Source organism: Halohasta litorea (assembly GCF_024494645.1).
Taxonomy (GTDB): domain Archaea; phylum Halobacteriota; class Halobacteria; order Halobacteriales; family Haloferacaceae; genus Halohasta; species Halohasta litorea.
On sequence record NZ_JANHDJ010000003.1, the window covers coordinates 157827 to 183298 of the forward strand.

General features: G+C 62.2%; 23 protein-coding genes. 12 read left to right on the plus strand and 11 right to left on the minus strand.

Annotated elements, in window-relative coordinates; translation table 11 throughout:
* Positions 1-142 precede the first annotated feature (142 nt).
* From NO877_RS09175 to NO877_RS09190, 4 genes are all read right to left on the minus strand, one after another.
* The gene (locus tag NO877_RS09175) at positions 143-1165 is read right to left on the minus strand and encodes an NAD-dependent epimerase/dehydratase family protein (protein WP_256396035.1); all 1023 of its coding nucleotides are present in this window, start codon (positions 1163-1165) and stop codon (positions 143-145) included.
* Positions 1162-2118: an NAD-dependent epimerase/dehydratase family protein gene (locus tag NO877_RS09180; protein WP_256396036.1), complete on the minus strand. Its 957-nt coding sequence runs from the start codon at positions 2116-2118 to the stop codon at positions 1162-1164. The genes NO877_RS09175 and NO877_RS09180 overlap by 4 nt, the downstream gene beginning before the upstream one ends.
* Positions 2111-3259, minus strand: coding sequence for an NAD-dependent epimerase/dehydratase family protein (locus tag NO877_RS09185; protein WP_256396037.1), 1149 nt, complete (start codon positions 3257-3259; stop codon positions 2111-2113). The genes NO877_RS09180 and NO877_RS09185 overlap by 8 nt, the downstream gene beginning before the upstream one ends.
* A gap of 189 nt (positions 3260-3448) precedes the next feature.
* Positions 3449-4297, minus strand: coding sequence for a TrmB family transcriptional regulator (locus NO877_RS09190; protein WP_256396038.1), 849 nt, complete (start codon positions 4295-4297; stop codon positions 3449-3451).
* A gap of 261 nt (positions 4298-4558) precedes the next feature.
* Here NO877_RS09190 and NO877_RS09195 point away from each other — a divergent pair, with 261 nt between their 5' ends.
* Together NO877_RS09195 and glmS are read left to right on the plus strand one after the other, a co-directional pair.
* Positions 4559-5773, plus strand: a complete 1215-nt coding sequence (locus NO877_RS09195; protein WP_256396040.1) for a sugar phosphate nucleotidyltransferase — start codon at positions 4559-4561, stop codon at positions 5771-5773.
* On the plus strand, positions 5773-7569 hold the full coding sequence (glmS, locus tag NO877_RS09200; RefSeq protein ID WP_256396041.1) for a glutamine--fructose-6-phosphate transaminase (isomerizing): 1797 nt from the start codon (positions 5773-5775) through the stop codon (positions 7567-7569). The genes NO877_RS09195 and glmS overlap by 1 nt, the downstream gene beginning before the upstream one ends.
* 3 nt (positions 7570-7572) lie before the next feature.
* Here the strand turns inward: glmS and aglF are convergent, their stop codons facing one another.
* Entirely contained in the window at positions 7573-8319 is a 747-nt protein-coding gene (gene aglF, locus NO877_RS09205; RefSeq protein ID WP_256396042.1) for a UTP--glucose-1-phosphate uridylyltransferase AglF, read from the minus strand.
* Positions 8320-8419: 100 nt separating this feature from the next.
* Here aglF and aglM point away from each other — a divergent pair, with 100 nt between their 5' ends.
* Together aglM and NO877_RS09215 are read left to right on the plus strand one after the other, a co-directional pair.
* Positions 8420-9703, plus strand: coding sequence for a UDP-glucose 6-dehydrogenase AglM (aglM, locus tag NO877_RS09210; RefSeq protein ID WP_256396043.1), 1284 nt, complete (start codon positions 8420-8422; stop codon positions 9701-9703).
* A gap of 52 nt (positions 9704-9755) precedes the next feature.
* Positions 9756-11558 carry an ABC transporter ATP-binding protein gene (locus NO877_RS09215; RefSeq protein WP_256396044.1) on the plus strand — a complete coding sequence of 601 codons (1803 nt, stop codon included), beginning with the start codon at positions 9756-9758 and terminating at the stop codon, positions 11556-11558.
* A gap of 67 nt (positions 11559-11625) precedes the next feature.
* On the opposite strand, the gene NO877_RS09220 is transcribed toward NO877_RS09215, so the two are convergent.
* On the minus strand, positions 11626-12171 hold the full coding sequence (locus NO877_RS09220) for a type II toxin-antitoxin system RatA family toxin (protein ID WP_256396045.1): 546 nt from the start codon (positions 12169-12171) through the stop codon (positions 11626-11628).
* A gap of 92 nt (positions 12172-12263) precedes the next feature.
* On the opposite strand from NO877_RS09220, the gene NO877_RS09225 reads away from it, so the two are divergent.
* Positions 12264-12548 carry a DUF7545 family protein gene (locus tag NO877_RS09225; RefSeq protein WP_256396046.1) on the plus strand — a complete coding sequence of 95 codons (285 nt, stop codon included), beginning with the start codon at positions 12264-12266 and terminating at the stop codon, positions 12546-12548.
* Positions 12549-12586: 38 nt separating this feature from the next.
* On the opposite strand, the gene NO877_RS09230 is transcribed toward NO877_RS09225, so the two are convergent.
* From NO877_RS09230 to NO877_RS09240, 3 genes are read right to left on the minus strand one after another with little or no spacing between them, the layout of a single operon-like run.
* Positions 12587-13684: a metal ABC transporter permease gene (locus NO877_RS09230; protein ID WP_256396047.1), complete on the minus strand. Its 1098-nt coding sequence runs from the start codon at positions 13682-13684 to the stop codon at positions 12587-12589.
* Entirely contained in the window at positions 13684-14424 is a 741-nt protein-coding gene (locus NO877_RS09235) for a metal ABC transporter ATP-binding protein (protein WP_256396048.1), read from the minus strand. Before NO877_RS09235 ends, NO877_RS09230 begins: the two co-directional genes overlap by 1 nt.
* 50 nt (positions 14425-14474) lie before the next feature.
* Positions 14475-15599 (minus strand): metal ABC transporter solute-binding protein, Zn/Mn family, encoded by a 1125-nt coding sequence (locus tag NO877_RS09240; protein WP_256396049.1) that lies wholly within the window; start codon positions 15597-15599, stop codon positions 14475-14477.
* A gap of 264 nt (positions 15600-15863) precedes the next feature.
* Here NO877_RS09240 and NO877_RS09245 point away from each other — a divergent pair, with 264 nt between their 5' ends.
* The 3 genes from NO877_RS09245 to NO877_RS09255 all read left to right on the plus strand — a co-directional run bounded on the left by NO877_RS09245 (position 15864) and on the right by NO877_RS09255 (position 19271).
* Entirely contained in the window at positions 15864-17957 is a 2094-nt protein-coding gene (locus NO877_RS09245; RefSeq protein ID WP_256396050.1) for an acetate--CoA ligase family protein, read from the plus strand.
* On the plus strand, positions 17954-19030 hold the full coding sequence (locus NO877_RS09250) for a phosphotransacetylase family protein (protein WP_256396051.1): 1077 nt from the start codon (positions 17954-17956) through the stop codon (positions 19028-19030). Before NO877_RS09245 ends, NO877_RS09250 begins: the two co-directional genes overlap by 4 nt.
* A 67-nt stretch (positions 19031-19097) precedes the next feature.
* Positions 19098-19271, plus strand: coding sequence for a hypothetical protein (locus NO877_RS09255; RefSeq protein WP_256396052.1), 174 nt, complete (start codon positions 19098-19100; stop codon positions 19269-19271).
* Between the two features lie 12 nt (positions 19272-19283).
* On the opposite strand, the gene NO877_RS09260 is transcribed toward NO877_RS09255, so the two are convergent.
* Positions 19284-19637 (minus strand): helix-turn-helix transcriptional regulator, encoded by a 354-nt coding sequence (locus NO877_RS09260; RefSeq protein ID WP_256396053.1) that lies wholly within the window; start codon positions 19635-19637, stop codon positions 19284-19286.
* Positions 19638-19796: 159 nt separating this feature from the next.
* On the opposite strand from NO877_RS09260, the gene NO877_RS09265 reads away from it, so the two are divergent.
* From NO877_RS09265 to NO877_RS09275, 3 genes are read left to right on the plus strand one after another with little or no spacing between them, the layout of a single operon-like run.
* Positions 19797-20852, plus strand: coding sequence for a thiamine ABC transporter substrate-binding protein (locus NO877_RS09265; RefSeq protein WP_256396054.1), 1056 nt, complete (start codon positions 19797-19799; stop codon positions 20850-20852).
* Positions 20853-20854: 2 nt separating this feature from the next.
* Complete coding sequence (locus NO877_RS09270; protein ID WP_256396055.1) at positions 20855-22639, plus strand: ABC transporter permease; 1785 nt, start codon at positions 20855-20857, stop codon at positions 22637-22639.
* Complete coding sequence (locus tag NO877_RS09275; protein WP_256396056.1) at positions 22636-23778, plus strand: ABC transporter ATP-binding protein; 1143 nt, start codon at positions 22636-22638, stop codon at positions 23776-23778. Before NO877_RS09270 ends, NO877_RS09275 begins: the two co-directional genes overlap by 4 nt.
* Here NO877_RS09275 and NO877_RS09280 read toward each other — a convergent pair.
* On the minus strand, positions 23715-24458 hold the full coding sequence (locus NO877_RS09280; RefSeq protein WP_256396057.1) for an NRDE family protein: 744 nt from the start codon (positions 24456-24458) through the stop codon (positions 23715-23717). The two genes, NO877_RS09275 and NO877_RS09280, sit on opposite strands and share 64 nt — an antisense overlap.
* Positions 24459-24691: 233 nt before the next feature.
* Here NO877_RS09280 and proC point away from each other — a divergent pair, with 233 nt between their 5' ends.
* Positions 24692-25468, plus strand: a complete 777-nt coding sequence (gene proC, locus NO877_RS09285) for a pyrroline-5-carboxylate reductase (RefSeq protein ID WP_256396058.1) — start codon at positions 24692-24694, stop codon at positions 25466-25468.
* Positions 25469-25472 lie beyond the last annotated feature (4 nt).

Consider the following 25472-nt stretch of genomic DNA (forward strand, 5'->3'; position numbering starts at 1 on the left):
TCTCTATTTCCGGGACGAGATACTTATACAGTTAAGTATTAATACTCATCAGACTTCCGTATCGCTCGGAACGTCTGGCTTCTCCAAGATAAGAGGAGGTAGTACATGATCTCATTCAGTATCATTCCGGTAATATCCACAGCTAGTCTCTTGACAATCCGTATTCTTCATCGGTGAACAATTGGTTTATCGATTCGGATACCGAATATTTCGGAACCCAATAGAGGTTGTTTCGTGCTTTAGATATGTCGACACCGAACTCCTCGACCATCGTCTCGGCCGCTCGTGGATTCTCGACGAGTTCTACGTCGACCTCCGTTCCGAGTTCGTCCGCGGCTGCCTCACGAACGACCTCCGCAACCGACAGCACACTCATATCCTCCTCACCTGCGACCTCATAGGTCTCCGTACCGGTAATACCGCTCTCCAGCTGCTCTAACAGCCGTTCGGCACTCCGTACATATACCCGTGCGACATCGACAACGTGAACAAAGTTCCGTGCCTGTGTCCCTGGTTCGTACACGGTCAGCGGCTCGCCAGCAAGCGCACGGTCGACGAAGAAATTGATCACTGTCGGCTTCCGAACAGTCGTCCCGTCGACCTCATGCTCGCCATACAGATTCGATTTCAAAAACAGATGCGCCGGGAACGCACCCTCGGCGAACCCCTCGATCGTCCGCTCGCTGATCGCCTTCGTTCGACCGTACCAGTTGAGCGGGTCCCGCGGCTGGTCGGCGGTAATAGGGAACGACTGGGGATCACCAAGCACAGCCATACTAAACGGAAACGCCATTGCAGCACTGTTTTTCCGGCAGAACCACGCGACGTTATTCGTTCCTTGAATGTTCACCTCATAAGCGAGATCGGCGTTCTCCTCGCAGTCGTCGACACCACTAATCGCCGCGAGATGGCAGACGACATCCGCACCCGCAAGCGCATCCTCCAGCCAATCCCGGTTCCGAACGTCGACGTGGTCGATCTCGACATCGCCGACCGAGTCGACCTGCCCGCGGTACTGGTTGTCGATAGCGATCAGCTCCCACTCCGGGTGAGCCTCCTGCATCTCGACGATGACACGACTCCCGATGTAGCCGGCCGCGCCGGTGATCGCGATCGTCGGGTCGTCGATCGGTGCGTCCGTCTCCGTATCGGCATATTCAGTCATACGTTAACAGCCTTCTTGGATTGTAGTTCGTCAGCCATATCTCGAATCCCGTCTCGAAGCGTCCATTCGGGCTCGAAGCCTGTTTCGTCGAGCCGATCGAAGTTGACGTGGTAGGACGGACCGGGATGTTCGTCTTCGAGATACGTCACGTTCAGTTCGCGGTTGAGTTCCTCGCGGACGATTTCGGCGATTTCCGAGATACGGTAGTTGGCATCGTTCGAGCCGACGTTGTACACCTGCTGTGGCCACTGGTCCGGTTCCAGCGCGGCGTGAGCATAAGCACGGGCGGCATCACGAACGTGAATAAACGGTCGCCAGTTGCTCCCGTCGCCGTAGACCGTCAGCGGTCGGTTAGTGAGTCCACGGAACACGAAGTGGTTCACCACGAGGTTGAACCGAACGCCGGGTGACCAGCCGTAGTTGGTGCTCATCCGGAGTGCGGTGCCGTCGAACCCGTACTCGTCGACAGCCTCGCCAAGCAGTTCCTCGGCGGCGACTTTCGACTCCGCGTAGGGGTTGAGGGGGTTCTGCGGCGTTTCCTCGTCGATGTCCGTGCTTGCCGCACGCCCGTAGTTGTTACACGAGGATGCGACGACGACGTTGTCAATACCGAACTTCCCGGCCGCGGTGAGCACGTTTTCGGTCCCGTCGCGGTTGACCGCGAATGTCTCGGCACGTCGATCGTGGGTCGAGGCCGCGCCAGTAATCGCCGCGAGATGAATCACCGCGTCGACATCTCGTGTCGCGCTTTCGACATCACCATACTCGCGGACATCTCCACGGCGGAACGTCAGTGCATCCGTCACGCTCCCAGCGAGGTTTGCTGGCGATCCCGTGACCAGCGAATCGAACACGACGACTTCGTCGACGCGAGAGTCATCGAGCAGAGATGGAACGAGCGCACTGCCGATGTATCCACAGCCACCCGTGACGAGTACTCGAGTGTTACTCATCGGTCAACACGCCAGGGAGGAACCGGTCTTCGTGGGCGGCGATCCGATCTTGTTCCTCGACGAGTGTCCCAAGAACGTCGCGAATACCTGCTTCCAACTCTTGACGTTGTCCCCCAACGAGTTCGAGAAACCGATCGTTTTCCATCTTCATTTTGTGCTCTTCGTCCTCGTTGCGTGGGTTCTCATAGTGTTTCACCTCGGCATCGAGATCGAACTCCGCGCCGACCTCGGCGATCGTCTCGGCGAGTTCGACGATTGCCACGGGACGGGTCACCTGATTGTAGATGTCGATCCCGTCGTCGCCGGAGTGACCCTCCTCGACGAGTCGGACGAGGCTCTCGACGGTGTCTTCGAGACTGACCATCGGTTTCCGCTGTTCACCCTTGCCGTAGACGGTGATCGGGTAGCCAGCGACCGCCTGCGCGCAGAACCGGTTGACGACGGTCCCGAAGTAGTAGTCGAAGTCGAATCGTGTCAGGCTGTCGTGAGCACGAGTTTCGTCGGTTTCAGTTCCGTAGACGATCGCGGTGCGAACCTCACTCATCGGGAACTCGAACTGCGACTCGGCGAGTCGCATATTCGCTGCATCGAACGACTTCGTCTGGTGGTACCAGCTACCGCCCATCGCCGGAAACGGTACATCGTCGCTGCCGCCCTCGCGGTCGACCGATAGACCACCTTCGGGAATCGGGAAGTGAGGTGCTCCGTAAATCCCGGTCGTCGTGGTTTCGATGAAGTGTGTCTCGTCGAGTCCACACTCATGGAGGCCGTGGAGGAGGTTAAGATTCATCGAGATATTGTTCCGCTGAGTATACAGTGCGCGCTCGCCGTTGATCGACGAGTAGGGCGCACTCGGCTGTGAGGCCGCGTGCAGGACGGTATCGGGCTCGTGGGTGTCGAGCAGTTGGATGACGAAATCGCGGTCAGCAAGGTCGCCCTCGATGAGACTCAAATTCTCGACGGATTCGAACCGGTCTTCCGGCTCCTCGATTCGCGTCGCCGAAACGCTCCCCGATTCCGCGACCCATTCGCGTCGTGCGAAGTTGTCGACGCAGATGACACGCTCGTCGAGTCGATCTGCCAGTCGGAGTGCAGTCGGCCAGCCCAGATACCCGTCGGCACCGGTAAGTAGTACAGACATCGTTACTCAGAATTTGAGTAACCAATTATAAATGTATTGTGTTCTGTCTCTCAATAATGAAATCCGGACCGTACGGTAATCTACTCGGGATATTCTGGTTCGCGGTGAGCAGAACGTTCGAAGTACGCTCCTCAGCAGTGAAGAACAGCGGAACAATCCAGACAGTGATCTCAGATACCAGACAGGTACTCACACCGAGCCGACGGATCGGCTCTCGTGGTTCCAGAGGAGATCGAAATACTGCCACAATCCGGCAACGAACGCCGGGTTTTCGGTGACAGCAGCCTGTCGGAGATGGTTCGGAACTTCCTCCTGCTCGACGAGCAACAGCCCTTGTCCCGTCTCGTAGTGGAGATCCGGATCAACGAACGTCCCCCGCCACGGCAGGACTCGATCGGTGACCCGAACAGTTACCGACGGGAACTGTTCGGCGAGTACTGATCGAATCTCCTGTTGTTGACGGCTGTTTTCCGTAGTGAGGTGTTCTTGAGAGAGCATGAGAATGTTAATTATCACGCCGCGATCGACGGCCTCTCGCATAGCAGGCCCGACGGTTTCAATATACCCGAAACTCTTAGTGAGCATACAGACCTTTTGATCGGCTTCCCGCAATAGCCGCCGTGTCTCACGCTCGCTCGGCTCGCCGACGTCGACCACGTGGAACAGATCTTCCGTCGGACTCAGTTCATCAACCGACCGATCCTGGACCGGTGTGTAGGAGTCGATGAACGACTCGGCAACGCGGTCGACATCGTGTTTGAACTGTTCGTAGGCGTCTTGTCGGTTCGTAATCGCACGGTCGACGATTTCGCTTGGGTCGTGCGGCTGGTACTGTTTCGGGCGTCCAGGAATCACTTTCACGAATCCGGCTTCCGACAGCGAGTCGAGGACACCGTAGATCCGTGCTTTCGGTATGCCCGTCGCTTCGGCGAGATCGGGGGCAGTCGTTCGACCGAGCAATAATAGTTCTTCGAGTGCCGCTTCTTCGTACTCGGTAAGATCAAGCTTTGAAAAGAACGCATCGACGGAATCGGACATAGTAGGCCGTCCTCGTGCAACGGATAAGTAGATGGTGTTACGCAAAAGTTTTATATTTCACCCCTACACAACTTTACTCAGAATATGAGTAACCAAAAAGGGCGGGAACAAACCGAGGAAACATATCTGTCCGAACTGCCGGATGGTGCGGGCTGTACGGAGATCTGGGAACACCTTTCGGAGCAGCGCGACGAATAAAGCAGTACTTGAACCCGACTCACTTCAAACAGAACTTAAATCACCGCAGATACCACTGTCCAAATGCCACATACACCATCTTCATCTGCCAGCCGCCCGCACTCAGCAATCGTGTTGGCCGCCGGCGAGGGAATACGGCTTCGCCCCCTGACGGCAAACCGGCCGAAACCGATGCTCCCGGCCGGAACACGCCCGATTCTCGAACACGTTCTCAATGCGCTGATCGATGCTGGCGTCGACGACATCCATCTCGTCGTCGGTTACCAAGCCAATCGGGTCCGATCACATTTCGGACCGACCTACCGTGATGTTCCGATTACCTACCATACACAGGACAACCAACTCGGGAGCGGCCACGCGCTGCTCCAGGCTCGGGATGGGCCCGACGGGTCGTTTCTACTCGTCAACGGCGACCAGATCATCGACCATCGGATCGTCGAAGCGGTCGGTGATGCCCACGAGACCGCCGGGACGCTGGCGGTCGTCGAGGGGCCCGAAGCAGTCGACTACGGTGCGGTCCATCTCGACGGCGACGAGGTGACGGAACTCATCGAACAGCCCGCCAGCGGCGATTTTCGGTTATTCAACGCTGGGGTGTACGCGTTCACCCAACAGATCTTCGAAACGCTCGATACGCTGTCAGTCGAGCGTGGTGAACTCCCGCTGACCGCCGCTATCCAGCAGTTGATCGGCGACCGTTACGACATTCGTGCCGTTCGGACCGACCATTTCTGGATGGATGCGACCCACCCATGGGACCTGTTGTCGTTGTCCCGGGAACTGCTCACCCGGGGGTGGGTCGACGCCCCAGCCGTCGACAGTGACATTTACGTCGACGACGCCGCACACGTCCACCCCGAGGCGACGTTAGTTGGCCCAGTCGTCGTCGACAGCGACGCCGTGATCGAGCCCGGAGCAGTCGTCGGCCCCTACGCCGCCATCGGCGCGAGTTCGACAATCGGCTCGGGATCAGTCCTCCGTGATGTCGTCATCGACACCGACACCACTATCGGCCCCAACACTACTGCAATCGAACTGGTCGCCGGACAGGGCTGTGTGATCGGTGCCGGACTCACCGCCGGGGGTGGCCCAGCCGATGTCGTCCTGGACGACCAAGTCTACAGCGACGTCGACCTCGGCGGTGTGATCGCCGACCGTGTCGACGTCGGTGGCGGTGCGACGCTTGAACCAGGAGCCCTAATCGGCCCCGAAGCAACAGTCGGAACCGGCGTCGTCGTCCGCGGCCGTATCGATGCCGGCAGCGAGGTGGTCCGCTGATGTGTGGGATCGTCGGCTGTATCGGCCGCGGCGACCACACTGTCGACGTCCTGATGGACGGGCTGCGGAGCCTCGAATACCGCGGCTATGATTCGGCCGGGATCGCCGTCGGTCCCTCAATGGAGGTCCTCCGCAAGTCCGGCGAACTCGACGCGCTCACGGAGGTCGTCGAGGCCAACGGGCCGACCGGCACCTACGGGATCGGCCACACCCGCTGGAGCACCCACGGCCCACCGAATGATCGAAACGCCCACCCACATACCGACGAGACCGGTCGGGTCGCTGTGGTCCACAATGGCATTATCGAAAACTACGGCGAACTCAAGGCCGACCTCCAAGCAACGGGTGTTACCTTCACCAGCGACACCGACACCGAGGTCGTCCCACACCTGATCGCCCAAGCGATCGACGCCGGTGCCGACCCCGAAACCGCTTTCCACGACACGGTCGACCGCTTGGAGGGCAGCTACGCCATCGCAGCGATTATCGAGGGCAGCGAGACCGTCTATGCTGCTCGACAGGGCTCGCCACTCGTCGTCGGTGTCGGCGATGGCTGTACCTATCTGGCAAGCGACGTGCCAGCGTTCGTCGAACACACCCGCGATGTCGTCTTCCTTAACGACGGCCACCGGGTGATCGCCACAGCCGACGGCTACACCGTACTCGACGGGGATCGCGAGCCGGTCGACGTCGAGATCGAGACCGTCTCCTATACGGCCGAAGCCACCGGGAAGAGTGGCTACGACCACTATATGCTCAAAGAGATCCACGAACAGCCGACTGCACTCCGGCAGTGTTTCTCCGGCCGCAGCGACGCCCTCGAAGGCACAGTGACACTGGAGGAGATCGATGGAATTCCACAACCGAACGCGGTCCAGTTCGTCGCCTGCGGGACCTCCTATCACGCTGCCCTCTACGGCGCGGCGATCCTCCGAGAGATGGGGATTCCGGCCGAAACGTATCTCGCCAGCGAGTACGCGCTGTCGCCGCCGCCCGTCTCGCTGGGGACGCTCGTCGTGGGCATCACCCAGAGCGGCGAAACAGCCGACACGCTCGCCGCGCTCCGGGATGCCAAAGGCCGCGGTGTCAGCACACTCGCGCTCACAAACACGGTCAACTCGACGGCCGCCCGTGAGTGTGATCACGCGGTCTACATCCGCGCCGGACCAGAAATCGGGGTCGCCGCGACCAAGACCTTTTCTTCGCAGCTCGTGGGGTGTAATCTACTCGCCGAGGAGCTGGTCGATGGGCCACGGGATCTCCGCCCGCTCATCGAGTCGCTTCGGAATCTGCCGGACGATGTCCAGTCGATCCTGGATACCTCGGCCGCCGAAGAGCTCGTCGAAGAGTATGCCGACAGCGAGGCCTACTTCTTCATCGGCCGCGGGACGAACGTCGCGGTCGCCCTGGAAGGCGCACTCAAATGCAAAGAGATCAGCTACGAACACGCCGAGGGGTTCCCGGCGGGCGAACTCAAACACGGCCCGCTTGCGCTCGTGACGCCCGACACGCCGGTGTTCGCAGTTGTCACTGGTGACGACGAGCGTGCCCGGAAGACGCTCGGCAATATCAAGGAAGTCCAAGCTCGTGGGGCACCGGTAATTGCGGTCACGGATGGCCAATCCGACGCCGCCGAGATCGCTGATGAGACGCTCATGATTCCAGAAACTGACGAACGGGCGGCTCCTGTTCTCGCCAACATCCAACTACAGTTGTTCTCGTACTATCTGGCCAATGCGCTGGGTCGACCCATCGACAAACCGCGGAACCTCGCCAAAAGCGTGACTGTCGAATAGCTGTTAGTTATCAGCAGATGCTATTTCTTTGGACTCTCTTTTTTCCTGTAGCCGTCGCTCAGCCTCATCTCGATCCTCCGGATAGCCGATATCCATCCGCCAGCCATCGAGTCCGATCGCATCAATCGTTCGCCCCGAGCGAATCAACAGATCGATCGCCTCACTGATCTCGTACTCGTTGCGGTTCGAGGGCTGGACCAGATGACACGCGTGGAAGATCGCGGGGGTGAACGTATAGAAGCCAGTCATCACGAGATTCGATGGCGGCTCTTCAGGTTTCTCGACGACATCCGTGATTTCGCCGTACTTGTTTGTATCACAGACACCGTACCGGGAGGCGTCCTCCCAGTCGACTTCCTCGACCAAGAACGCCGCATCCGCACGATCCTCTCGCTGGCGACGAACGACATCCTCCAAGTTAGCCTCGAAGATGTTGTCGCCGAGAATCAGCATGAAGTCGTCGTCGATGTGTTCTTCGACGCTCAGCAGAGCATGAGCGAGACCCTTTTGTTCGCGCTGGTGGGCGTAGGTGATCGGAATGCCCTCGTACTCATCACCGTAGTGATCAATGATCACTTCTTTGAGATAGCCGACGACCACGACGAGTTCGTCCGCCCCGAGGTCGACGAGTTGGTCGAAACAGTGGGTGAGGATCGGCTGGCCGTCGACTTCGACCATCCCTTTCGGTTTGTCCTCGGTGAGTGGGCGAAGCCGCGTGCCCTTCCCGGCAGCGAGTACAACTGCTTGCATACACAGAAGAAACTAATCAGAGTACAAAGACTTTCTCATCGTTGTATAATTCGTTACAGTATCAGAACGTTCATACTCACCTCCCCAAACACCTCATACAATGCATATCACCGTCATCGGGAGCGGCTATGTGGGGACGACGGTTTCGGCGTGTTTCGCCGAAATGGGCCATACAGTGACGGCGATCGACATCGACCAAGGGATCGTCGACACGCTCAACGGTGGCGAGGCACCGATCAGCGAACCGGGCCTCGATGAGCTCATCGCCAAACACGCTGGCGGTCGATTCACTGCCTCGACAAGCTACGATGCAGTCCCCGAAACGGATATCACCTTCCTGGCGATCGGCACGCCCTCAAACGCCGACGGCAGTATCGACCTTGCAGGCCTTGAAGCGGCGGCCAAAGCGACCGGCGAAGCACTTGCCCAAAAGAGCAACCGGCATCTTGTCGTCATCAAAAGCACCGTCACTCCGCCGAGTATCCGAGCGGTACTCGAACCGGCGATCCGTTCGGGATCCAACGACAATGCAGCCATCGACATCGCAACCAATCCCGAGTTCCTCAGAGAGGGGACAGCGGTTTCGGACTTCCAGGACCCCGACAAGCTCGTCGTCGGCACGGACTCCGAGTGGGCAACCGACCGGCTCACAGCCGTCTACGAACCACTTCTCGACTCTGAGATGCCGATCGTCGACACCGATCCCGAGACCGCAGCGATGATCAAGTACGCCAACAACGCCTTTCTCGCCTCGAAAATCAGTCTGATCAACGATCTGGGGAACATCTGCAAGGAGTTCGGCCTCGATGCCTACGAGGTCGCCGACGCGATCGGCCTCGACGACCGGATCTCCGAGCAGTTCCTCAGAAGCGGTGTCGGCTGGGGCGGCTCCTGTTTCCCGAAAGACGTCAACGCACTCATCGCCGCCGCCAAAAGCGAGGGATACGAACCAGCCATGCTCGAAGCCGCCGTGACGGTCAACGACCGACAGCCCGACCGACTGGTAGCGGCCCTCCAGGAGCACGTCGATCTTGAGGGAGCCCGAATTGCCGTGCTTGGGCTCGCGTTCAAACCGGACACCGACGACATTCGGAACTCGCGGGCGATTCCCGTGATCGACGCGCTGCAAGCAGGCGGTGCCGATATCGTCGCGTACGATCCCGTTGCGGCCGAGCAGATGGCCGACCGGTTCCCCGATATCGAGTACGCCGAGACGGCCGCCGAGGCGCTCACGGGAGCCGATGGCGTGGCAGTAGTCACCGACTGGGAGGAGTTCAGCGAGCTCGACGAGGAGTTCAATACGATGTCGACACCAGTTGTAGTGGATGGTCGACGCTGTATCGAACGTCGTGATGGGATCGTGTATGAAGGATTAACGTGGTGAGAACCTGTTTCGTTCCGCAGTCGTTTTACATACGCTACTGTAGCCACTGGTAATGACCGACAGCACCGACCACGAAGATCTCACGTGGGGCGAGAAGTTGGCGGCCCTCCGGCGAGTTGCCAGCTACCGGCCGACGTTTACTGCGGGCCTCATCATACTTGGTGGCTTCGTTGCTGCCCTCGAAGGCGTCGGCCTCGGGTTTATTCACCCGATCATCGAGGTCGCACAGGCCGAGGGCCCGGTCGACAGTGGCGGCCCGGTGTTGGAGACGTTCCTCCGGATCTACGACCTGCTCGGCATCCCGTTCGAACTCGGCTATCTGCTTGTCGGCGTGACGGCCGTAATGACGGTCCGGTACACGCTGTCGTTTCTCGTCGCGTGGCTAAAGGCGTATCTCGCCACAGCCTACGAGGCAGCACTACGGACCCGCGCCTTCGATGACGCGCTTGGGGCCCGTGTCGGCTACTTCGATGCGGAGGGCTCCGACGACATCCTCAACGCGATCATCACTGAAACGCGGTTCTCCGGGCAAGTGATCGAGAAGGGCGTAGCGACCATGGAGCGACTGTTTCTGGTCGGGATGTATCTCGCCGTAATGGTGTACATCACACCGTTGATGACCGGGCTGGCGGTCGGCTTACTGGGGACGATCACCCTCGTGCTTCGGGTCGGGATCGAACCAGCGGTCACCGTCGGCACGCGCGTTGCGGAGGCCAACGAGCGGGTCCAGACTGCAGTACAGGCGGGGACACAGGGCATTCGCGACGTCAAGCTCTTCCGGATGTCCGAAGAGCTCTTCGAGAACTTCCAAAACGCGATCGACCAGTTCCGTACCTCCGAAGTCGCCATCTCGCGGAACGAGGCGGCGATCACCAACTTCTACCAGCTGGCGGCTGCGGTCACCATCTTCGTGCTGATCTACGTCGGGTTCGTCTTTTCGGGCCTCGAACTCGGCGAACTCGGCATCTTCCTCATCGCCATGTTCCAGCTGGCCCCGCGAGTGAGTACGCTCAACAGCCAACTGTACAGCCTTGAGGGAGCGCTATCCCATCTCGTCCGCACCCATGAGTTCCTCGATCGACTCGACGATCGACAGGAGGCAAGCGGTGACCGGCCGGTGTCGTCGGTCGACGAGATCTCGTTTGAGAACGTCGAGTTCGGATACACCGACGAAGAGCGTGTCCTCGATGGTGTCTCCTTCGGTGTTTCCCGCGGCGAGTTCGTCGCCTTTGTCGGCCAATCTGGAGCCGGGAAGTCGACGATCGTCTCGCTGCTCGCGCGGCTCTACGACCCCGACGACGGCGAGATCACTGCCGACGGCATCCCGATCGACGAGTTCGATCTCGACCAGTGGCGCGGACGGATCGCGGTCGTCCGGCAGCGGCCGTTCATCTTCGACGATACCCTCGAACGCAACATCACGATCGGCAACCGCGAAGCCACCCGCCGAGATGTCGAACGGGTCTGTGAGATCGCCATGGTCGAGGAGTTCCTCGACGAACTGCCGAACGGGTACGACTCACAGCTCGGCGATGACGGCGTCCGGCTCTCGGGCGGCCAGCGCCAGCGGATCGCCGTCGCCCGTGCGCTGCTGACCGACGCCGACTTCCTCGTTTTGGATGAGGCGACGAGCGATCTTGACTCCGGCCTGGAGCGTGACCTCCAGGCGTCGATCGAATCAATGGATCGTGAGGTCGGCATTATCGCGATCGCCCACCGGCTCTCGACCGTGCGGAACGCCGATCGAATCCACACGCTTGATGACGGCCAGATTGTCGAATCCGGCACTCATGAGGAACTCCTGGAGCAAACGGGCTCCTACGCCAAGCTCTACGAAATGCAGTCGCGTCAGTAACTGAAATAGATAGTAAATCACTCCACACACCCCCAGAACCGGCCCGGAATCTCGGAGCCGATCCGGATTAGAGATATTCGGAGTCGACCTGCACCGAGAATTCGACGTCCTCGCGTCGCCGACCCTCGACGTCGGCCACCGCACGCTGGACGACGCGCTCGGCCTCGTTTTTGATCAGCGGGATCACCTTCTTGAGTACCCAGCCCCACGAGACGAGCGTCGGGAGGTTCACCGCACTACCGTCGGCCGACTCCGGGTCGAAATCGATCCGCAGGTCGACGTCACAGGCGATCGTAGCATCGTCGGGTGCGTCCGCGGGTAGCTCTTCGCGTTCCTCGACGCGCCAGTGGCCGTTGGCGTTGAGATCCTTGATCACCCGCCAGTCGATCTTTTCGGGCGGGTCGACGTCGACGACCTCCGAGTGAGCCGTGTATTTCAGTTTCCACCACGCGAAGTTGAGCGCATACTGGGTGCCGACCCCGCCGTCGCCCTGGAGGGTGTCGACGCCGGTGAGGTACTCCGAATATCGCGCATAGCGGGGGAAATCCAGGAGCACCTCGTAGACCGTCTCGGGGGCCTCGTAAATCACCGTACTGACGACGATCGTATCCACGCCAACGGGTTCGGACGGGGGACTCTTATACCTTCACGAGAATCGGGCGGCGAATTCCACAGTCACTTATGGCAGTATCGCGACCGTGGGGTATGGTCGAAACGGAAACCTACACCATCGAGGGACCGAGCGGCGATACCGAAGACGTCGAACTGCCCGCGGGCTTGGTCGACACCCTCGCCGAACAGGGCGAGGAGCCGACACAGGTCATCAGCGATATCGTGGTGCAGGCGCTCGCCCAGCACTCCCACGCGCTGGTCCACCACTCGCAGGGCGAGACGCCGTCGGATCTCGTCGACATCAACGAGACGATGGAGGAACTCTTCGAGGACCGCTTCGGGATGCCGCTGGCCGAAGCGATGGGTCACGACCACTAACTCGGCCAGCAACCCGATCCGACGGATCGAACCGCGACTCAGCGCGTCGACATCGCAGTAACACCGTTTTTCGAGAGCGCAATCGCCAAGAGATAGATCACGATCCCGGCCATCACGATCGAGCCACCCGACGGCAGGCTCATCGCGATCGAGAAGGCGAAGCCCGCGAGGATCGCCGTCTCCCCGAAGATGACCGAGAGATACATCGTCTCCCGGAAGGAGACGGCGATCTGTGAGGCCGCCGCCACCGGCACGACGAGCATCGCGGCGACCAGAATGATGCCCAGCACCTGCATCGCCCCGACGACGACGACCGCTGTCATCACGACCAGCAGCGTGTTGTAGCTGTTGACCGGCAGCTGGGCGACGCGGGCGGCCTGCTCGTCGAACGTGATGAAGAGCAACTGCTTGTAGTTGAACAGCACTCCGGCGACGACGAGGACGCTCAAGATCGCCATCATGCGCGCGCCGTCAACGGTTACCACCGCGAGACTCCCGAACAGGTACCCCTCGATGCTGATCCCCGTCAGGCCGCGACCGTAGCTGATCAGCAGCGTCCCCAGGGCGAAACTCCCGCTGAGCATGATCGCGATCGGCACGTCGCCGTAGGTGTCGGTCCGGTCGGCGAGCCACTGGACGCCCAGCGCGCCGATGACCCCGACGATGAGCGCGCCGAACAGCAGCGAGCCGTCCCAGCCCGTCACGGCATTGAAAAGGAGGCTCACCGCGACGCCCGCGAAGGCGGCATGCGCCAGCGTTTCGCCGATCAGCGCCATCTCGCGGTGGACGAGGAAGCTCCCGACGAGCGGGGCGACGATCCCAATGAGGACGCCCGTCGACAGTGACTGCCACATGAATGGATGCTTAAAGACGTTCGTGCCGAGGGAGAGGTCCAGGAGCCGCCCAGCGATCCGGAACTGCTCGTAGGCGGTCGACGCATACGGCAGCTCCTGGAGCCAGTAGAGTCCGATAAAGCCGAGCATCACGACTGCGAGCAGGCCGACGATCCCGAGGGCGAGGAGTTCGACCGTTTCGCGGGTCGTCCCTCGGGTGCGGAGCCGACCCAGCGGCCCCGAGGGAGTGCCGTCTGCGGCGGTGGGTGCGGTGCTGTCGGTGGGAGATGTGTCGGTGCTCATTAGTGATCGTGGTGGACGACGCGACCCGAGACGCCGTAGGCCTCCGTGAGGGCCTCGCTGTCGACGAAGGATTCGGTGTCGCCGTGGTGGAAGAGTTCGGTGTTGATACAGGCGATGCGGTTGGCGCGGTCGGTGACGACGCCGATATCGTGTTCGATCAGGATGATCGTGATCCCGTCGGCGTTGAGATCATCCAGGAGTTGATAAAACGCATCGCGGGATTCGGCGTCGACGCCGACGGTCGGCTCATCGAGTGCCAGCAGGTCTGCTTCACTTGCGAGCGCGCGGGCGATGTAGGCCCGCTGGCGCTGGCCGCCCGAGAGATCGCTCATCCGGCGGTCGGCCAGATCGGCGATGCCGACGGTTTCGAGAGCGTCGTCGACCGTCTCGTAGTCGTGGGCCGACAGCCGCGAGTGGCCGACGTGGGCGAACCGGCCCATGGTAACGTTCTCCTGGACGGTGACGGGCATCGACCCCGACTGGCTGGTCGACTGCTGGGAAACGTAGCCAATGCGGTGGCCGTCGTCGAACTCGCTCACTGGCTCGCCGAACAGCTCGACGCTCCCGCTGTCAGGGTCGTGGAGCCCCAACATGAGATGCAACAGCGTCGTCTTGCCCGAGCCGTTGGGGCCGATGAGGCCGAGGAACTCCCCGGCCTCGACGTCGAGAGTGATGTCGCTGACGGCGGGAGTCTCCCCGTAGGCGAACGTCACCGAATCGAGACTGATGACCGGATTCACGGTGTGTACAGTGACGGGTTGGCCAGCAGCGTGTTTAGTATGTTCATTTCTTACTCCGCGCCGAGGGCCTGGCGGAACGCCGGGAGCGTGACCTGTTGCATCTGGTCGATGAACCCCCAGTCGTTGTCGGCCCACTCTCTGAGCGTTCCGGCTCCGGCGGTGACTGCCATCGTCTCGGTTGCGCTGTTGCTGTTCTCGACGATCGTGTTGGCGAGTCGGTCGGACTCGAAGCGGTCATACAGGATCACGTCGATCCCACTTTCGTCGACGAGGTCGAGCGTCTCGGAGATCTCCGTTTGGGAAGGACTCGCATCCGGTGAGATCCCGGCGACAGTGTGGATGTCGAACCCGTATCGGGCTTCGATATAGGCGAACGACGAGTGCGTAGCGAGAACGACCGTCGACCGCTCGGCGTCGTCGAGGAGCTCCTGGAACTGCGAATCGAGCTCGGCGAGTCGCTCGTTGTAGGCGGCCGCGTTGGACTCGTAGCTCTCGCTGTTGTCGGGGTCGATCTCGGCGAACCCTGTGGCGATAGTCTCGACCATCTCCTGGGCGAGCACGGGGTCGACCCAGACGTGGGGATCGAGCTGGCCGCGGTCGACCTCGCCGTCCATTGGCTCATCGTGCTGTTCGCCCATCTCCCCGTCGTGCTGTTCATCCATCCCCTCGTTGTGCTGTTCGTCGTCGGTCTCGTTGTGCTGTTCGTCGTCGGTCTCGTTGTGCTGTTCGTCGTCTTCCTGGTGCGTGTCCCCCTCGTGTTGGTCGGTTTCGCCCTCGTGGTCGTGGCCACTTTCGATCATCCGCGATTCGAGGCCGTCGAGGGCGTCGATGGCTGCGACAGTCTCGTAGTCGGCTTCGAGCGTCGAGGCGAGATCCTGGGCCCACGAGAACTCCGGCGTATCGAGATACACGAAGGCGTTGGTCGAGGCGACCTCCCGCGGGAGATCGCCGTCGGGCTCCCAGCCGTGGCCCAACTGGCCGAAGTCGACCGGGTTCTCGATCGTCGCTTCGTCTCCGGCAACTGCTTGGGACCAATCCCAGAGCGCGAAGAAGGCTGCGTACGCCGAGTCGAACTCCCCTTGGCCACCGGCCACGTCGTCGAGACAGCCAGCCAACCCACCGAGTGCCAGCGTGCCAGCACCACTCTTGATCGCGGTCCGCCGAGTCAGGTTCATACCCTGTCTAATAGCTCTACCAATAAAAATACTATTATCTAAGATCCTTATTTTATTAATCTGGCTCAAATAGAGTGTTCGAGTTATTATATCCCCGCTCGTAGGCGAGTACCTGATGACTTGTCCACTGCCCCATTGCCATCCACAGCTACACGCACTCGGCGACTAAATATAACGAACAATCACGGGTGAGATGATATATCAATCACCATGTCAGATCCGGCACACCGTACTTTAAGAACGTCGGTGGGGTATATACGGACGATGGGAACCCTAACCGAGCTATTCGCGCCGGAACGCATCGCAGTTGTCGGTGCGACCGCACGCGAGGGGTCGATCGGACGGGCCGTCACCAGTAATCTGGTGTCGGAGTACGATGGGACGGTCGTCCCGGTCAACCCCAACTATGATGAGGTGTTGGATCTCCCCTGTGTCGACGAGATCGGGAAGGCCGACGCCGATATGGCCGTGATCGTCGTCCCGCCGAAGATCGTCATTCCCGCCCTCGAACAGACGGGCGAGGCGGGCGTGACGAACGTTGTGGTCATCACTGCCGGGTTCGGCGAGACCGGCGGCGACGGCGCGAGCCGCGAACAGGAACTCAAAGAGATCGCCGCGGAGTACGACCTGGATCTCGTCGGGCCGAACAGTTTGGGCATCATGTCGACCTCCAACGGGATGAACGCCAGTTTCGGGCCGGAGAGCCCCGAACCCGGCTCGATGTCCTTTATGAGCCAGTCGGGGGCGTTCATCACAGCGGTCCTGGATTGGGCCAACGACGAGGACGTCGGCTTCAAGGACGTCGCCTCGCTGGGCAACAAAGCAGTGTTGGACGAGACCGACTTCGTCGACCACTGGGGCCAAGATCCGGACACCGATGTCATCATCGGCTATCTGGAGGGGATCTCCGAGGGTCGTGACTTTATCGACACCGCCCGCGAGGTCACCCAGGATACGCCGATCGTCCTCGTGAAATCCGGGCGAACCGACGCGGGCGCACAAGCAGCGTCCTCACACACCGGAACCATCGCTGGCTCCGAGCAGGCCTACGAGGCCGGGCTCGATCAGGCGGGCGTCCTGCGGGCCGAGTCGGTCCAGGACCTCTTCGACGCCGCCCAGATGCTGGCCAACCAGCCCGTCCCCGAGAACAACGACATCGCGGTCATCACCAACGCGGGTGGCCCGGGCGTAATGTCGACCGACGCCATCGGCGACTCCGACCTGGAGATGGCGACGTTCAGCCAGGAGACCCTCGACGAGTTCTCCGAGCAGTTACCGCCTGAAGGGAACATCTACAACCCGGTCGACATCGTCGGCGACGCCGACGTCGATCGGTTCGCCGATGCGCTGGACATCGCTCTGGCCGACGACAACGTCGGCTCGGCGATGGTGCTGTCCTGCCCCACGGCAGTCCTCGACTACGAGCAGTTGGCCGAAGAGACCGTGAAGATGCGGGAGAAACACGGCAAACCCGTGGCGGCCTGCTTCATGGGTGGCGAAAGCGTCGATGCCTCCGCCGAAATTCTCAGCGACGCCGGGATCCCGAACTACTTCGATCCCTCACGCGCTATCGGCGCGCTCGACTCGCTGTGGGAGTACCGCGGCATCCAGAACCGCGAGTACGAGGCACCCGCGGACTTCGACGTGGACCGCGAGGCGGCTCGCGAGATCCTCGAACGCGTCGAAGAGCGCTCGGACAACCGCCTCGGCGTCGAAGCGATGGGCCTTCTGGAAGCCTACGGGATTCCGATGCCCGACAGCGAGATCGTCGACTCGCCCGAAGACGCCCGCGAGGTCGCCGAGCGGATCGAGGGCGACGTCGTCATGAAGATCGTCTCCCCCGACATTCTCCACAAATCCGACATCGGCGGCGTCAAAGTCGGTGTCGCCGACGAGGAGGTCCCGGACGCCTTCGAGGACCTGATCACCCGGGCGCGGAACTACCAGCCCGACGCCAATCTGCTCGGCGTACAGGTCCAGGAGATGTCGGACCTCGATGCTGGGACCGAAACCATCGTCGGGATGAACCGTGATCCGCAGTTCGGCCCGCTGATGATGTTCGGGCTGGGCGGGATTTTCGTGGAGGTCCTCGAAGATACGACCTTCCGGGTCGCACCGCTCTCGGAGCCGGAAGCCCGTGAAATGACAGAAGAAATCAAGACAGCGCCGCTCCTACGTGGTGCACGAGGACGGGATCCGGCCGATGTCGACGGGATCGTCGAGACCATCCAGCGGCTCTCGCAGCTGGTCGCGGACTTCCCGGCGATCATGGAGTTCGACATCAACCCGCTGGTCGCAACGCCCGACGGCGTCGATGCCGTCGATATCAGACTCACCGTCGACCCTGAAGAACTATGAACACGCTACTCATCACCGCAACCGAGGAAAGCACCGGCAAGACCGCCATCGCCCTCGCCTTGGCGACGATCGCCCACGAGCGCGGCCAGTCGGTCGGCTACATGAAACCGAAAGGCACCCGCCTGCAGAGCAACGTCGGCAAAACGCTCGACGAGGACCCCATGCTGGCACGGGAGCTCCTGGATCTCGACGCCGAGATGCACGAGCTCGAACCCGTCGTCTACTCGCCGACGTTCATCGACGGCGCAATGCGCGGCCGCGAGGACCCCGCCGAACTCCGCGAGCAGATCCGAACCCAGTTCGACGGCCTCGCCGAGGGACGCGACCTCATGGTCGTCGAGGGCGGCGGCTCGCTCACCACGGGCGGCATCGTCGACCTCACCGACGCCGACATCGCCGAACTGCTCGATGCCAACGTGGTGTTAGTCGCCGACTACACCCAGCCAGCCGACATCGACGGCATTCTGGCGGCGGTCGACGACCTCGGCGAGAACCTCGCTGGCATCGTCTTCAACCGGATCGCCGACACCGCCTTCGAAGAGCTCAACAGCGACGTGATCCCGTTCCTCGAAAGCCGTGGGATCGAGGTCTTCGGTGCGGTCCCACAGGAGACCGATCTCGCGGGTGTCAGTATCGCCGATCTTGCCGACGAGCTCGGCGCGGACACGCTGACCGACATCGAGACCGACGCGGTCGTCGAGCGGTTCCTCGTCGGCGCGATGGGTGGCGACGAGGCACTGCGCTACTTCCGGCGGGCTCGCGATGCGGCAGTCATCACCGGGGGCGACCGTTCGGACATCCACACCGCCGCGCTGGAAGCCTCGGGCGTCAAATGCCTCATTCTGACCGGGGGCCACCGACCCTCGCCTGCGATCTTGGGCCGGGCCGCCGAGGCCAACACGCCGGTGCTCCAGATCAACACCGACACGCTCACCGCGGTCGAACGCGCCGAGTCGGTCGTCCGAAGCGGCCGCACGCGGGACCGACGCACCGTCGAGACGATGGCCGACCTCCTCGGCGAACGTGTCGACCTCGATGCGCTGATCGGCAGCGAAGTCGCCACCGACGAGTAGTCGGCTCCTGCGGCGTGATTTTATAAACGACGAGAAAACAGTTCTGTTAGCTGCTCTATAACTAATTATGGTCGATCGTCCACGACTGCAGAACAGCATCGTCTACGGCGGAGTTGTCGCGTTCGCCCTTGCCCTGCTCGTCCCGGACCCGACAGGGGCGGCGTTCGTGTTTCTTTTTCCGATACTCACGCTCATGGGGACACTGCTTTTCTACTGGACCGGCTGGTTCGTCACCGAATAAGTCGAAACCGAATCAGTGGTCTTCGTAGGCCAGGTTCATCAGCCACTGCGAGAAGGAGTCGCTCTGGGGGTTGACCTCCTCTTCGCCGATAAACGGCGAGAGCATATCCCCGGCCATCAACAGTCGGAAGTCGAGATCCCGCGCGGCGGGTTCGAGATAGTAGGTGTTGTGGCCGTTGTAGACGGTATCCTCGCGTTTGATGAGCCCCGAGTCGACCAGTGCCTCGGCAATCCGGCTTCCCTTCCGAGAGGAGACATCGAGTTCCTTCCAGAAGTCGCTCTGATGAATCCCACCCGTCTCACGAATCAGTTCCAGCCCACGATACTCGTCTTCAGAGAGACTGTCTTCGATCTCGGCGGCACTCATATGTTCCTACTCCGGACGCGAATCGTTTAACAGTTTAGGAAACGACCGGGATGGCCCATCGACACGTCGGTCGAACCCCGTCCACGGGGAGATCGTTCTGAGCAGCTGATAGGACACACAACGAGTAGTTAAAGTATTCCCGAGTGAAACCACCGAAGTATGAAGCGACGGACGTTCCTCACACACGGCGCTGGGAGTGTGGCGGGACTCTCTGCACTGGCGGGCTGTATCGGTGAAACCGAGGACTCGGGCCAAACACTGACTGTCGCGGCCTACTCCTCGTTTACCGGCGAGGACACCGCGGGCAACTGGCTCAAATCCGCGTTCGAATCCGAAAATCCCGAAACGACCGTCGAGTTCCAGACGACCGAAACCGGCGTCAACGAGTTCATCCAACGCCGATCGGAGGACGCACCGATCGACGCGGACCTGTTTGTCGGCCTCAACACGGGCGAGCTCGTCCAGGCCGACGAACAGCTCGACGATTCGCTGTTCGCCGCAACGGACGACGAAGTCGACGGGAGCGGGGCGGTCAAACCCGATCTGGACTTCGACCCCGACGGTCGTGTCGTGCCGTACGATACGGGCTACATCAGTCTCGTCTACGACGAGGGCGAAGTAGCGGAACCGGCCACCTTCGACTCGCTGTTGGACCCCGAGTACGAAGACGGGCTGATCGCTCAGAACGCCCAACAGTCCGATCCTGGCCGGGCGTTCCTGCTGTGGACGATCAACGAGAAAGGCCCCGACGGCTATCTCGACTACTGGAGCGAGCTGGCCGACAACGGCGTTCAGATCCTCTCTGATTGGGGAACCGCCTACGAGGCCTACCAGGACGAGGAGGCCCCAATGGTCGTCTCCTACTCCACCGATCAGGTGTACTACAACGGCGAGGGCGTCGACACCTCCCGCCATCAGGTCGGCTTCCTCAACGACCAGGGGTATGCCAACCCCGAAGGAATGGCCCAGTTCGTCGACGCCGACAATCCCGAGTTGGCCCGCGAGTTCATGTCGTTCATGCTGACAGAGGAGGCCCAAGCCGAGATCGCCACCCGAAACGTCCAGTTCCCCGCCGTCGAGGGTGTCGACCCCGGCGGCGAGTTCAGCGAGTTCGCCCTCGAACCGCCCGAGGCCGTCACCTACAGCTACGACGAGCTGGTCGGCAACGTCAGCGGCTGGATCGACGAGTGGGCCCGCCAGATCGTGAGCAACTGACCATGCGCCCCAAGGCGTCCCGACTGCTCCCGGTCGGGGTCGCCGCCATGCTTGCAACGCTCGTCGCCGTGTTCTACTACCCCGTCGGCAGCGTCCTCAGTAGTGCCATCTACGCCGGTGGTCGACTCACCGTCGACCCGCTCGTGGCCGTCCTCGGCGACCCCTTTTATACCGGTGCAGCACACTCGCTGGTGACCGACCCGGCGAGCGTGCCGGGTGGAGTTGTAGGCTGGATCGACGCCGGGATGCCCCGCGTAGAGTTCGGCCTGTTCGGGTTTACGGCCTATCAGGCGCTGCTGTCGACGGTCGTGAGCGTCGCCGTCGGGCTCCCGGGGGCCTACCTGCTGGCACGCTTCGAGTTTCCGGGCCGGGCGTTCCTCCGGTCGGTGACGATTCTGCCCTTTGTTATGCCCTCTATACTGGTCGCAGTCGGCTTTCTGGCGATGTTCGGCTACACCGGTGTCGTCAACGATCTGCTGGGACTGGTGGGACTCGGCCCCCTAGAACTGGTGGGGACGCTGAAGGTCATCATCCTCGCCCACGCCTTTTATAATGCGCCGCTGGTGACACGGCTGGTGACCGCCGCCTGGGAGTCGGTCGACACCCGGCGCGTCGAGACCGCCCGCACACTGGGTGCGTCGCCACTGCAAGCGTTTCGTGACGTGACGCTCCCGCAGCTCGTCCCCGCAGTCCTCACGTCGGCAGTGCTCACGTTCATTTTTACCTTCATGTCGTTCCCGATCGTTCTCGCCCTCGGCGGGCTCGAACTGGCGACCGTCGAGGTGTGGCTGTTTTCCCGCGTCCAGAACCTCGCGCTGGCCGAGGCGGCGACGCTGGGAGCCATCGAGACGGCCCTCTCGCTGGGATTGATCTACGTCTACTTACGGTTCGAGGCCACCCAGATCAGTGCCCACGGCGAGGGACGCACGCGGGCGAGAACTCCGCTTTTCGTCGGCTGGCGATCACTAGTCGACCCCCGACGGGTCGGCCTCTTGGCCTACAGCCTCGTGGCCGGTGTCCTTTTCGTCGGCCCGCTGGCGAGCCTCGTTATAGAGAGCCTAACAACGCCGGACGGAGCGTTCACCCTCGACTACTACGCCTTTTTGATCGCCCAGCAGGCCTCGGCAGCCGTCGGGACGGTCCAACCGCTGGCAGCGATCACTAACTCCCTGCTGTTCGGGGTGGGGGCGTTACTGTTGGCACTCCCGATGGGTGTGCTCGTCTCGGTGGTGGCCACCCGGGAGAGTCGTGGCTCGCGGCTCGCCGAGGCACTGTTGACCGCGCCGCTGGCTGTCAGCGGGATCGTCCTCGGGCTTGGGATGCTTCGAACGCTCGTCTTCGGGACGACGGCATTCGGTCACCGGCTCACGATCACGGGCCCGGTTGTGATCGTCGCGGTCCACGCCGTCGCGGCCTACCCCTTTGTTACACGGAACGTAACTCCAGCGTTGAGCGGGATCGACGATCGGCTCGTCGACGCCGCCCGGTCGCTGGGAGCCTCGCGGTCGACCGCGCTGGTCGACATCGAACTCCCGCTGATCGTACCGGCGTTGGTCGCCGGGGCGGCGTTCGCCTTCGCGATCAGTATCGGCGAGTTCGACTCGACAGTGTTGTTAGCCGAGGGCGTCGACAGTGCGACGATGCCGGTCGCACTCGAACGCTACACCGCCAACCGCTCACTGGGGCCGAACCTCGGGCCAGCGACCGCGATGGGAACGGTCCTGCTGGCCGTGACAATCGTTAGCTTCGTCTTCATCGATCGCGCGGGGAGGCGCTGGGAGCGATGACGACCACCGACGGCAACAGCAAGGGAGCCGACAACACGGCGGTCGAAATCACGGAACTCGGCGTCGACTTCGGGAGCGTCACAGCCCTCGCCGACGTTTCGCTGTCGATCGACGACGGGGAGTTTTTTACGCTCGTCGGCCCCTCCGGCTGCGGCAAGACGACACTGCTGCGGTCGATCGCCGGACTGGAAACCCCCTCCCGTGGCAGTGTATCCCTTGGCGGCCAAGACGTGACCGACGAGCCACCCGAGGAACGGAACGTCGGGATCGTCTTCCAGGACTACTCGCTGTTTCCCCACCTGAGCGTCGCCGAAAACGTCGCCTACGGGCTGCAGTTCCACGATCTGTCGGAGAGCCGCGACACCGAGGCGCGTGTCACGGAGCTCCTGGAGCTGGTCGACCTTGCGGGATTCAGCGACCGCGAGCCGGGCCAACTGTCGGGTGGCCAAAAACAGCGCGTTGCGTTGGCGCGGGCACTCGCTCCCGAACCCGACGTGCTGCTGTTGGATGAACCGTTGTCGGCTCTCGACGCCCAGCTTCGCAAGGAGCTCCGGGTCCAGATCAAAACCATCCAGCGGGACCTCGGGATTACGACAGTGTACGTGACCCACGATCAGGCCGAGGCGCTGGCGATCAGCGACCGGATCGCCGTCATGCGGAACGGGCGGCTCCAGCAGGTCGACACGCCGGAGACGGTGTACCGCCAGCCCGCCTCGCGGGCGGTCGCCGAGTTCATCGGCGACAACAACGTTTTCGAGGGGAACGTTGCCGACGACGGCCGACACCTCGACGTCGGCGGGACGCTGGTACCGCTTCCCGAGGGGGGCAACCGAGCGGCCGGGCAATCCCGTACCGTCTCGATTCGCCCGGAAGCACTGTCAGTGACCGACGGCCAGCGGGCCGACGCGCCGACGCTGTCAGCGAGAGTCGAAACCGTCGAGTTCCTCGGGGACGCCTACCGCGTGCACTGCCGGTGGAACGACCGATCGATCGTCGTGAAGACGGCTGCAACGACACCGCCGGAGGGCGCAGTCGACCTGCAGTTCGACGCCGAAGACGTCCACATCCTGGAGCCTCAACGATCGGGCTCGACCCGTTCGAACTCGGTCCGACAGGGCGGCCCATCGGCGAACCAGTAGCGGCCGACCACCTCCTCGCTGTCTTCGAGCTGGATCAGCGAGGCCGACCGCGTGCCGAAGCCGTCGCCGTGGACGCAGACGCCGTACTCGTGGTCGCCGAGTGCCTCGCCCGCCCGGTCGAGCCAGTCGCTGGCCGTCTCGCCGTCTTCGGGTTCGAGGGCCGTCCGGAGGGCGCTTGCGTTGGCGGCCTGCTGTCGGCCCACCTCGGGACGGGCCTCGGGTTCGAAGAATGCGCCATCCGCGCCGACGTTGACGACGACGTGGACGCCGGGGTCGAACGCCGTGACCGCGAGCTCGCCGTCCCACTCCAGGAGCACCGCGCGATCGGCGTCCGCGACGACGAGGTTGAAGCCCGCATACGTTTCCTCACTGGTCGACGCCCGCACGTGGTCGATTGCCGCGGTGGCCGACGGCAGTGCGAGACAGTCAGCGACGAGTTTGCCCCGCGAGCGGCCCCCCTCGCGGTCGATCCAGCGGTTCGTGATTGCGACGAACACCCCCTCGTGGTTGTAGCCGATCCAGGTCCCGCCTGCGGTGCTGTCCCGCGGCGCGATGGCGGCCGGCTCCGCGCGGAACCGAGCGGGAGGCTCCGAGGGTCGGCCCAGCGCCTCGTCACGGTTGGCGGCGGCGACGACCGGCGAGTCGGGAAACAGCTGCCAGGCGACGAGGAGTGTACACACGGCCGACAGTAGCACACCGTCATATAAAAGGATGAGTCCCGGCGGAGTCGTCTTGTTTCGGTAACGGAGACGCCGGAGAGCCGACGACTGACGCCGTGTTGCTGCGGTTCCGGCGAGATGGCCACATTGCGAACTGAAGCCGTTCGAGCTGCTGTTTTCGAGGGACTGACGGACGGGGAAGTTGACAAAGCTAAAGTCCGTCTACCTCCGTTCGTCTCCAAGGAGCCCACAGAATGACACAGATAAGCGTTGTTGGCTGCGGAAACATGGGGGGCGCATTTATCAAGGGCCTCCAGGAGTCGGGCGAACACACGGTGACTGCCTGCGATGTCGACCCGGATGTTCTCGACGCCATCGCACCCTACTGCGATGAGACCACCACCGAGCTATCGGTGGCCGCCGAGGCAGAGGTGGTCGTCCTCGCGGTGAAACCGGATCTCGTCGGCGCGATCCTCCCGGATCTCGAACTCGACGCCGACCAGACGCTGCTGTCGATCGCCGCGGGCGTCCCGACCGACCTCCTCGAATCGGAGACCGACGCAAGGGTCGTTCGGATCATGCCGAACCTCGCGGCCGAATACGGGATGATGGCCGCCGCCGCCACCGAGTCGACGGTCACCGACGAGGTCCGGGCGATCCTGGATGCGGTCGGCGAGTTCGTCGAGGTCCCGGAGGCCCAGATGGACATCGCCACCGCGGTCAACGGCAGCGGCCCCGCCTTCGTCTTCTATCTCATCAATGCGATGGCGAAGGCTGGCGTCGACGGCGGGCTGAGCGAGGCCGATAGCCGGACGCTCGCTGCACAAACCTTCAAGGGCGCAGCCGAGACCGTCCTCAACTCCGAGAAATCCATCGAGGACCTGATCGAGGCGGTCTGTTCGCCCAACGGGACGACCATCGAGGGGATGGAGGTCCTGTGGGACAGCGACGTCGAGGCGGAACTCGGCGAGGCCGTCGCCGCCGCCGAGGAGCGCTCGAAGGAGCTGGCGCGGGACGCCGACGGTGAGTGAGGCG

Coding starts and splice junctions, on each gene's coding strand:
- NO877_RS09250 (WP_256396051.1), top strand. CDS start 17,954: ATGAACACGCTACTCATCACCGCAACCGAGGAAAGCACCGGCAAGACC.
- NO877_RS09185 (WP_256396037.1), bottom strand. CDS start 3,259: ATGTCTGTACTACTTACCGGTGCCGACGGGTATCTGGGCTGGCCGACT.
- aglM (WP_256396043.1), top strand. CDS start 8,420: ATGCATATCACCGTCATCGGGAGCGGCTATGTGGGGACGACGGTTTCG.
- proC (WP_256396058.1), top strand. CDS start 24,692: ATGACACAGATAAGCGTTGTTGGCTGCGGAAACATGGGGGGCGCATTT.
- NO877_RS09255 (WP_256396052.1), top strand. CDS start 19,098: ATGGTCGATCGTCCACGACTGCAGAACAGCATCGTCTACGGCGGAGTT.
- aglF (WP_256396042.1), bottom strand. CDS start 8,319: ATGCAAGCAGTTGTACTCGCTGCCGGGAAGGGCACGCGGCTTCGCCCA.
- NO877_RS09190 (WP_256396038.1), bottom strand. CDS start 4,297: ATGTCCGATTCCGTCGATGCGTTCTTTTCAAAGCTTGATCTTACCGAG.
- NO877_RS09225 (WP_256396046.1), top strand. CDS start 12,264: ATGGTCGAAACGGAAACCTACACCATCGAGGGACCGAGCGGCGATACC.
- NO877_RS09195 (WP_256396040.1), top strand. CDS start 4,559: ATGCCACATACACCATCTTCATCTGCCAGCCGCCCGCACTCAGCAATC.
- NO877_RS09215 (WP_256396044.1), top strand. CDS start 9,756: ATGACCGACAGCACCGACCACGAAGATCTCACGTGGGGCGAGAAGTTG.
- NO877_RS09260 (WP_256396053.1), bottom strand. CDS start 19,637: ATGAGTGCCGCCGAGATCGAAGACAGTCTCTCTGAAGACGAGTATCGT.
- NO877_RS09275 (WP_256396056.1), top strand. CDS start 22,636: ATGACGACCACCGACGGCAACAGCAAGGGAGCCGACAACACGGCGGTC.
- NO877_RS09175 (WP_256396035.1), bottom strand. CDS start 1,165: ATGACTGAATATGCCGATACGGAGACGGACGCACCGATCGACGACCCG.
- NO877_RS09180 (WP_256396036.1), bottom strand. CDS start 2,118: ATGAGTAACACTCGAGTACTCGTCACGGGTGGCTGTGGATACATCGGC.
- NO877_RS09270 (WP_256396055.1), top strand. CDS start 20,855: ATGCGCCCCAAGGCGTCCCGACTGCTCCCGGTCGGGGTCGCCGCCATG.
- NO877_RS09240 (WP_256396049.1), bottom strand. CDS start 15,599: ATGAACCTGACTCGGCGGACCGCGATCAAGAGTGGTGCTGGCACGCTG.
- NO877_RS09245 (WP_256396050.1), top strand. CDS start 15,864: ATGGGAACCCTAACCGAGCTATTCGCGCCGGAACGCATCGCAGTTGTC.
- NO877_RS09230 (WP_256396047.1), bottom strand. CDS start 13,684: ATGAGCACCGACACATCTCCCACCGACAGCACCGCACCCACCGCCGCA.
- glmS (WP_256396041.1), top strand. CDS start 5,773: ATGTGTGGGATCGTCGGCTGTATCGGCCGCGGCGACCACACTGTCGAC.
- NO877_RS09265 (WP_256396054.1), top strand. CDS start 19,797: ATGAAGCGACGGACGTTCCTCACACACGGCGCTGGGAGTGTGGCGGGA.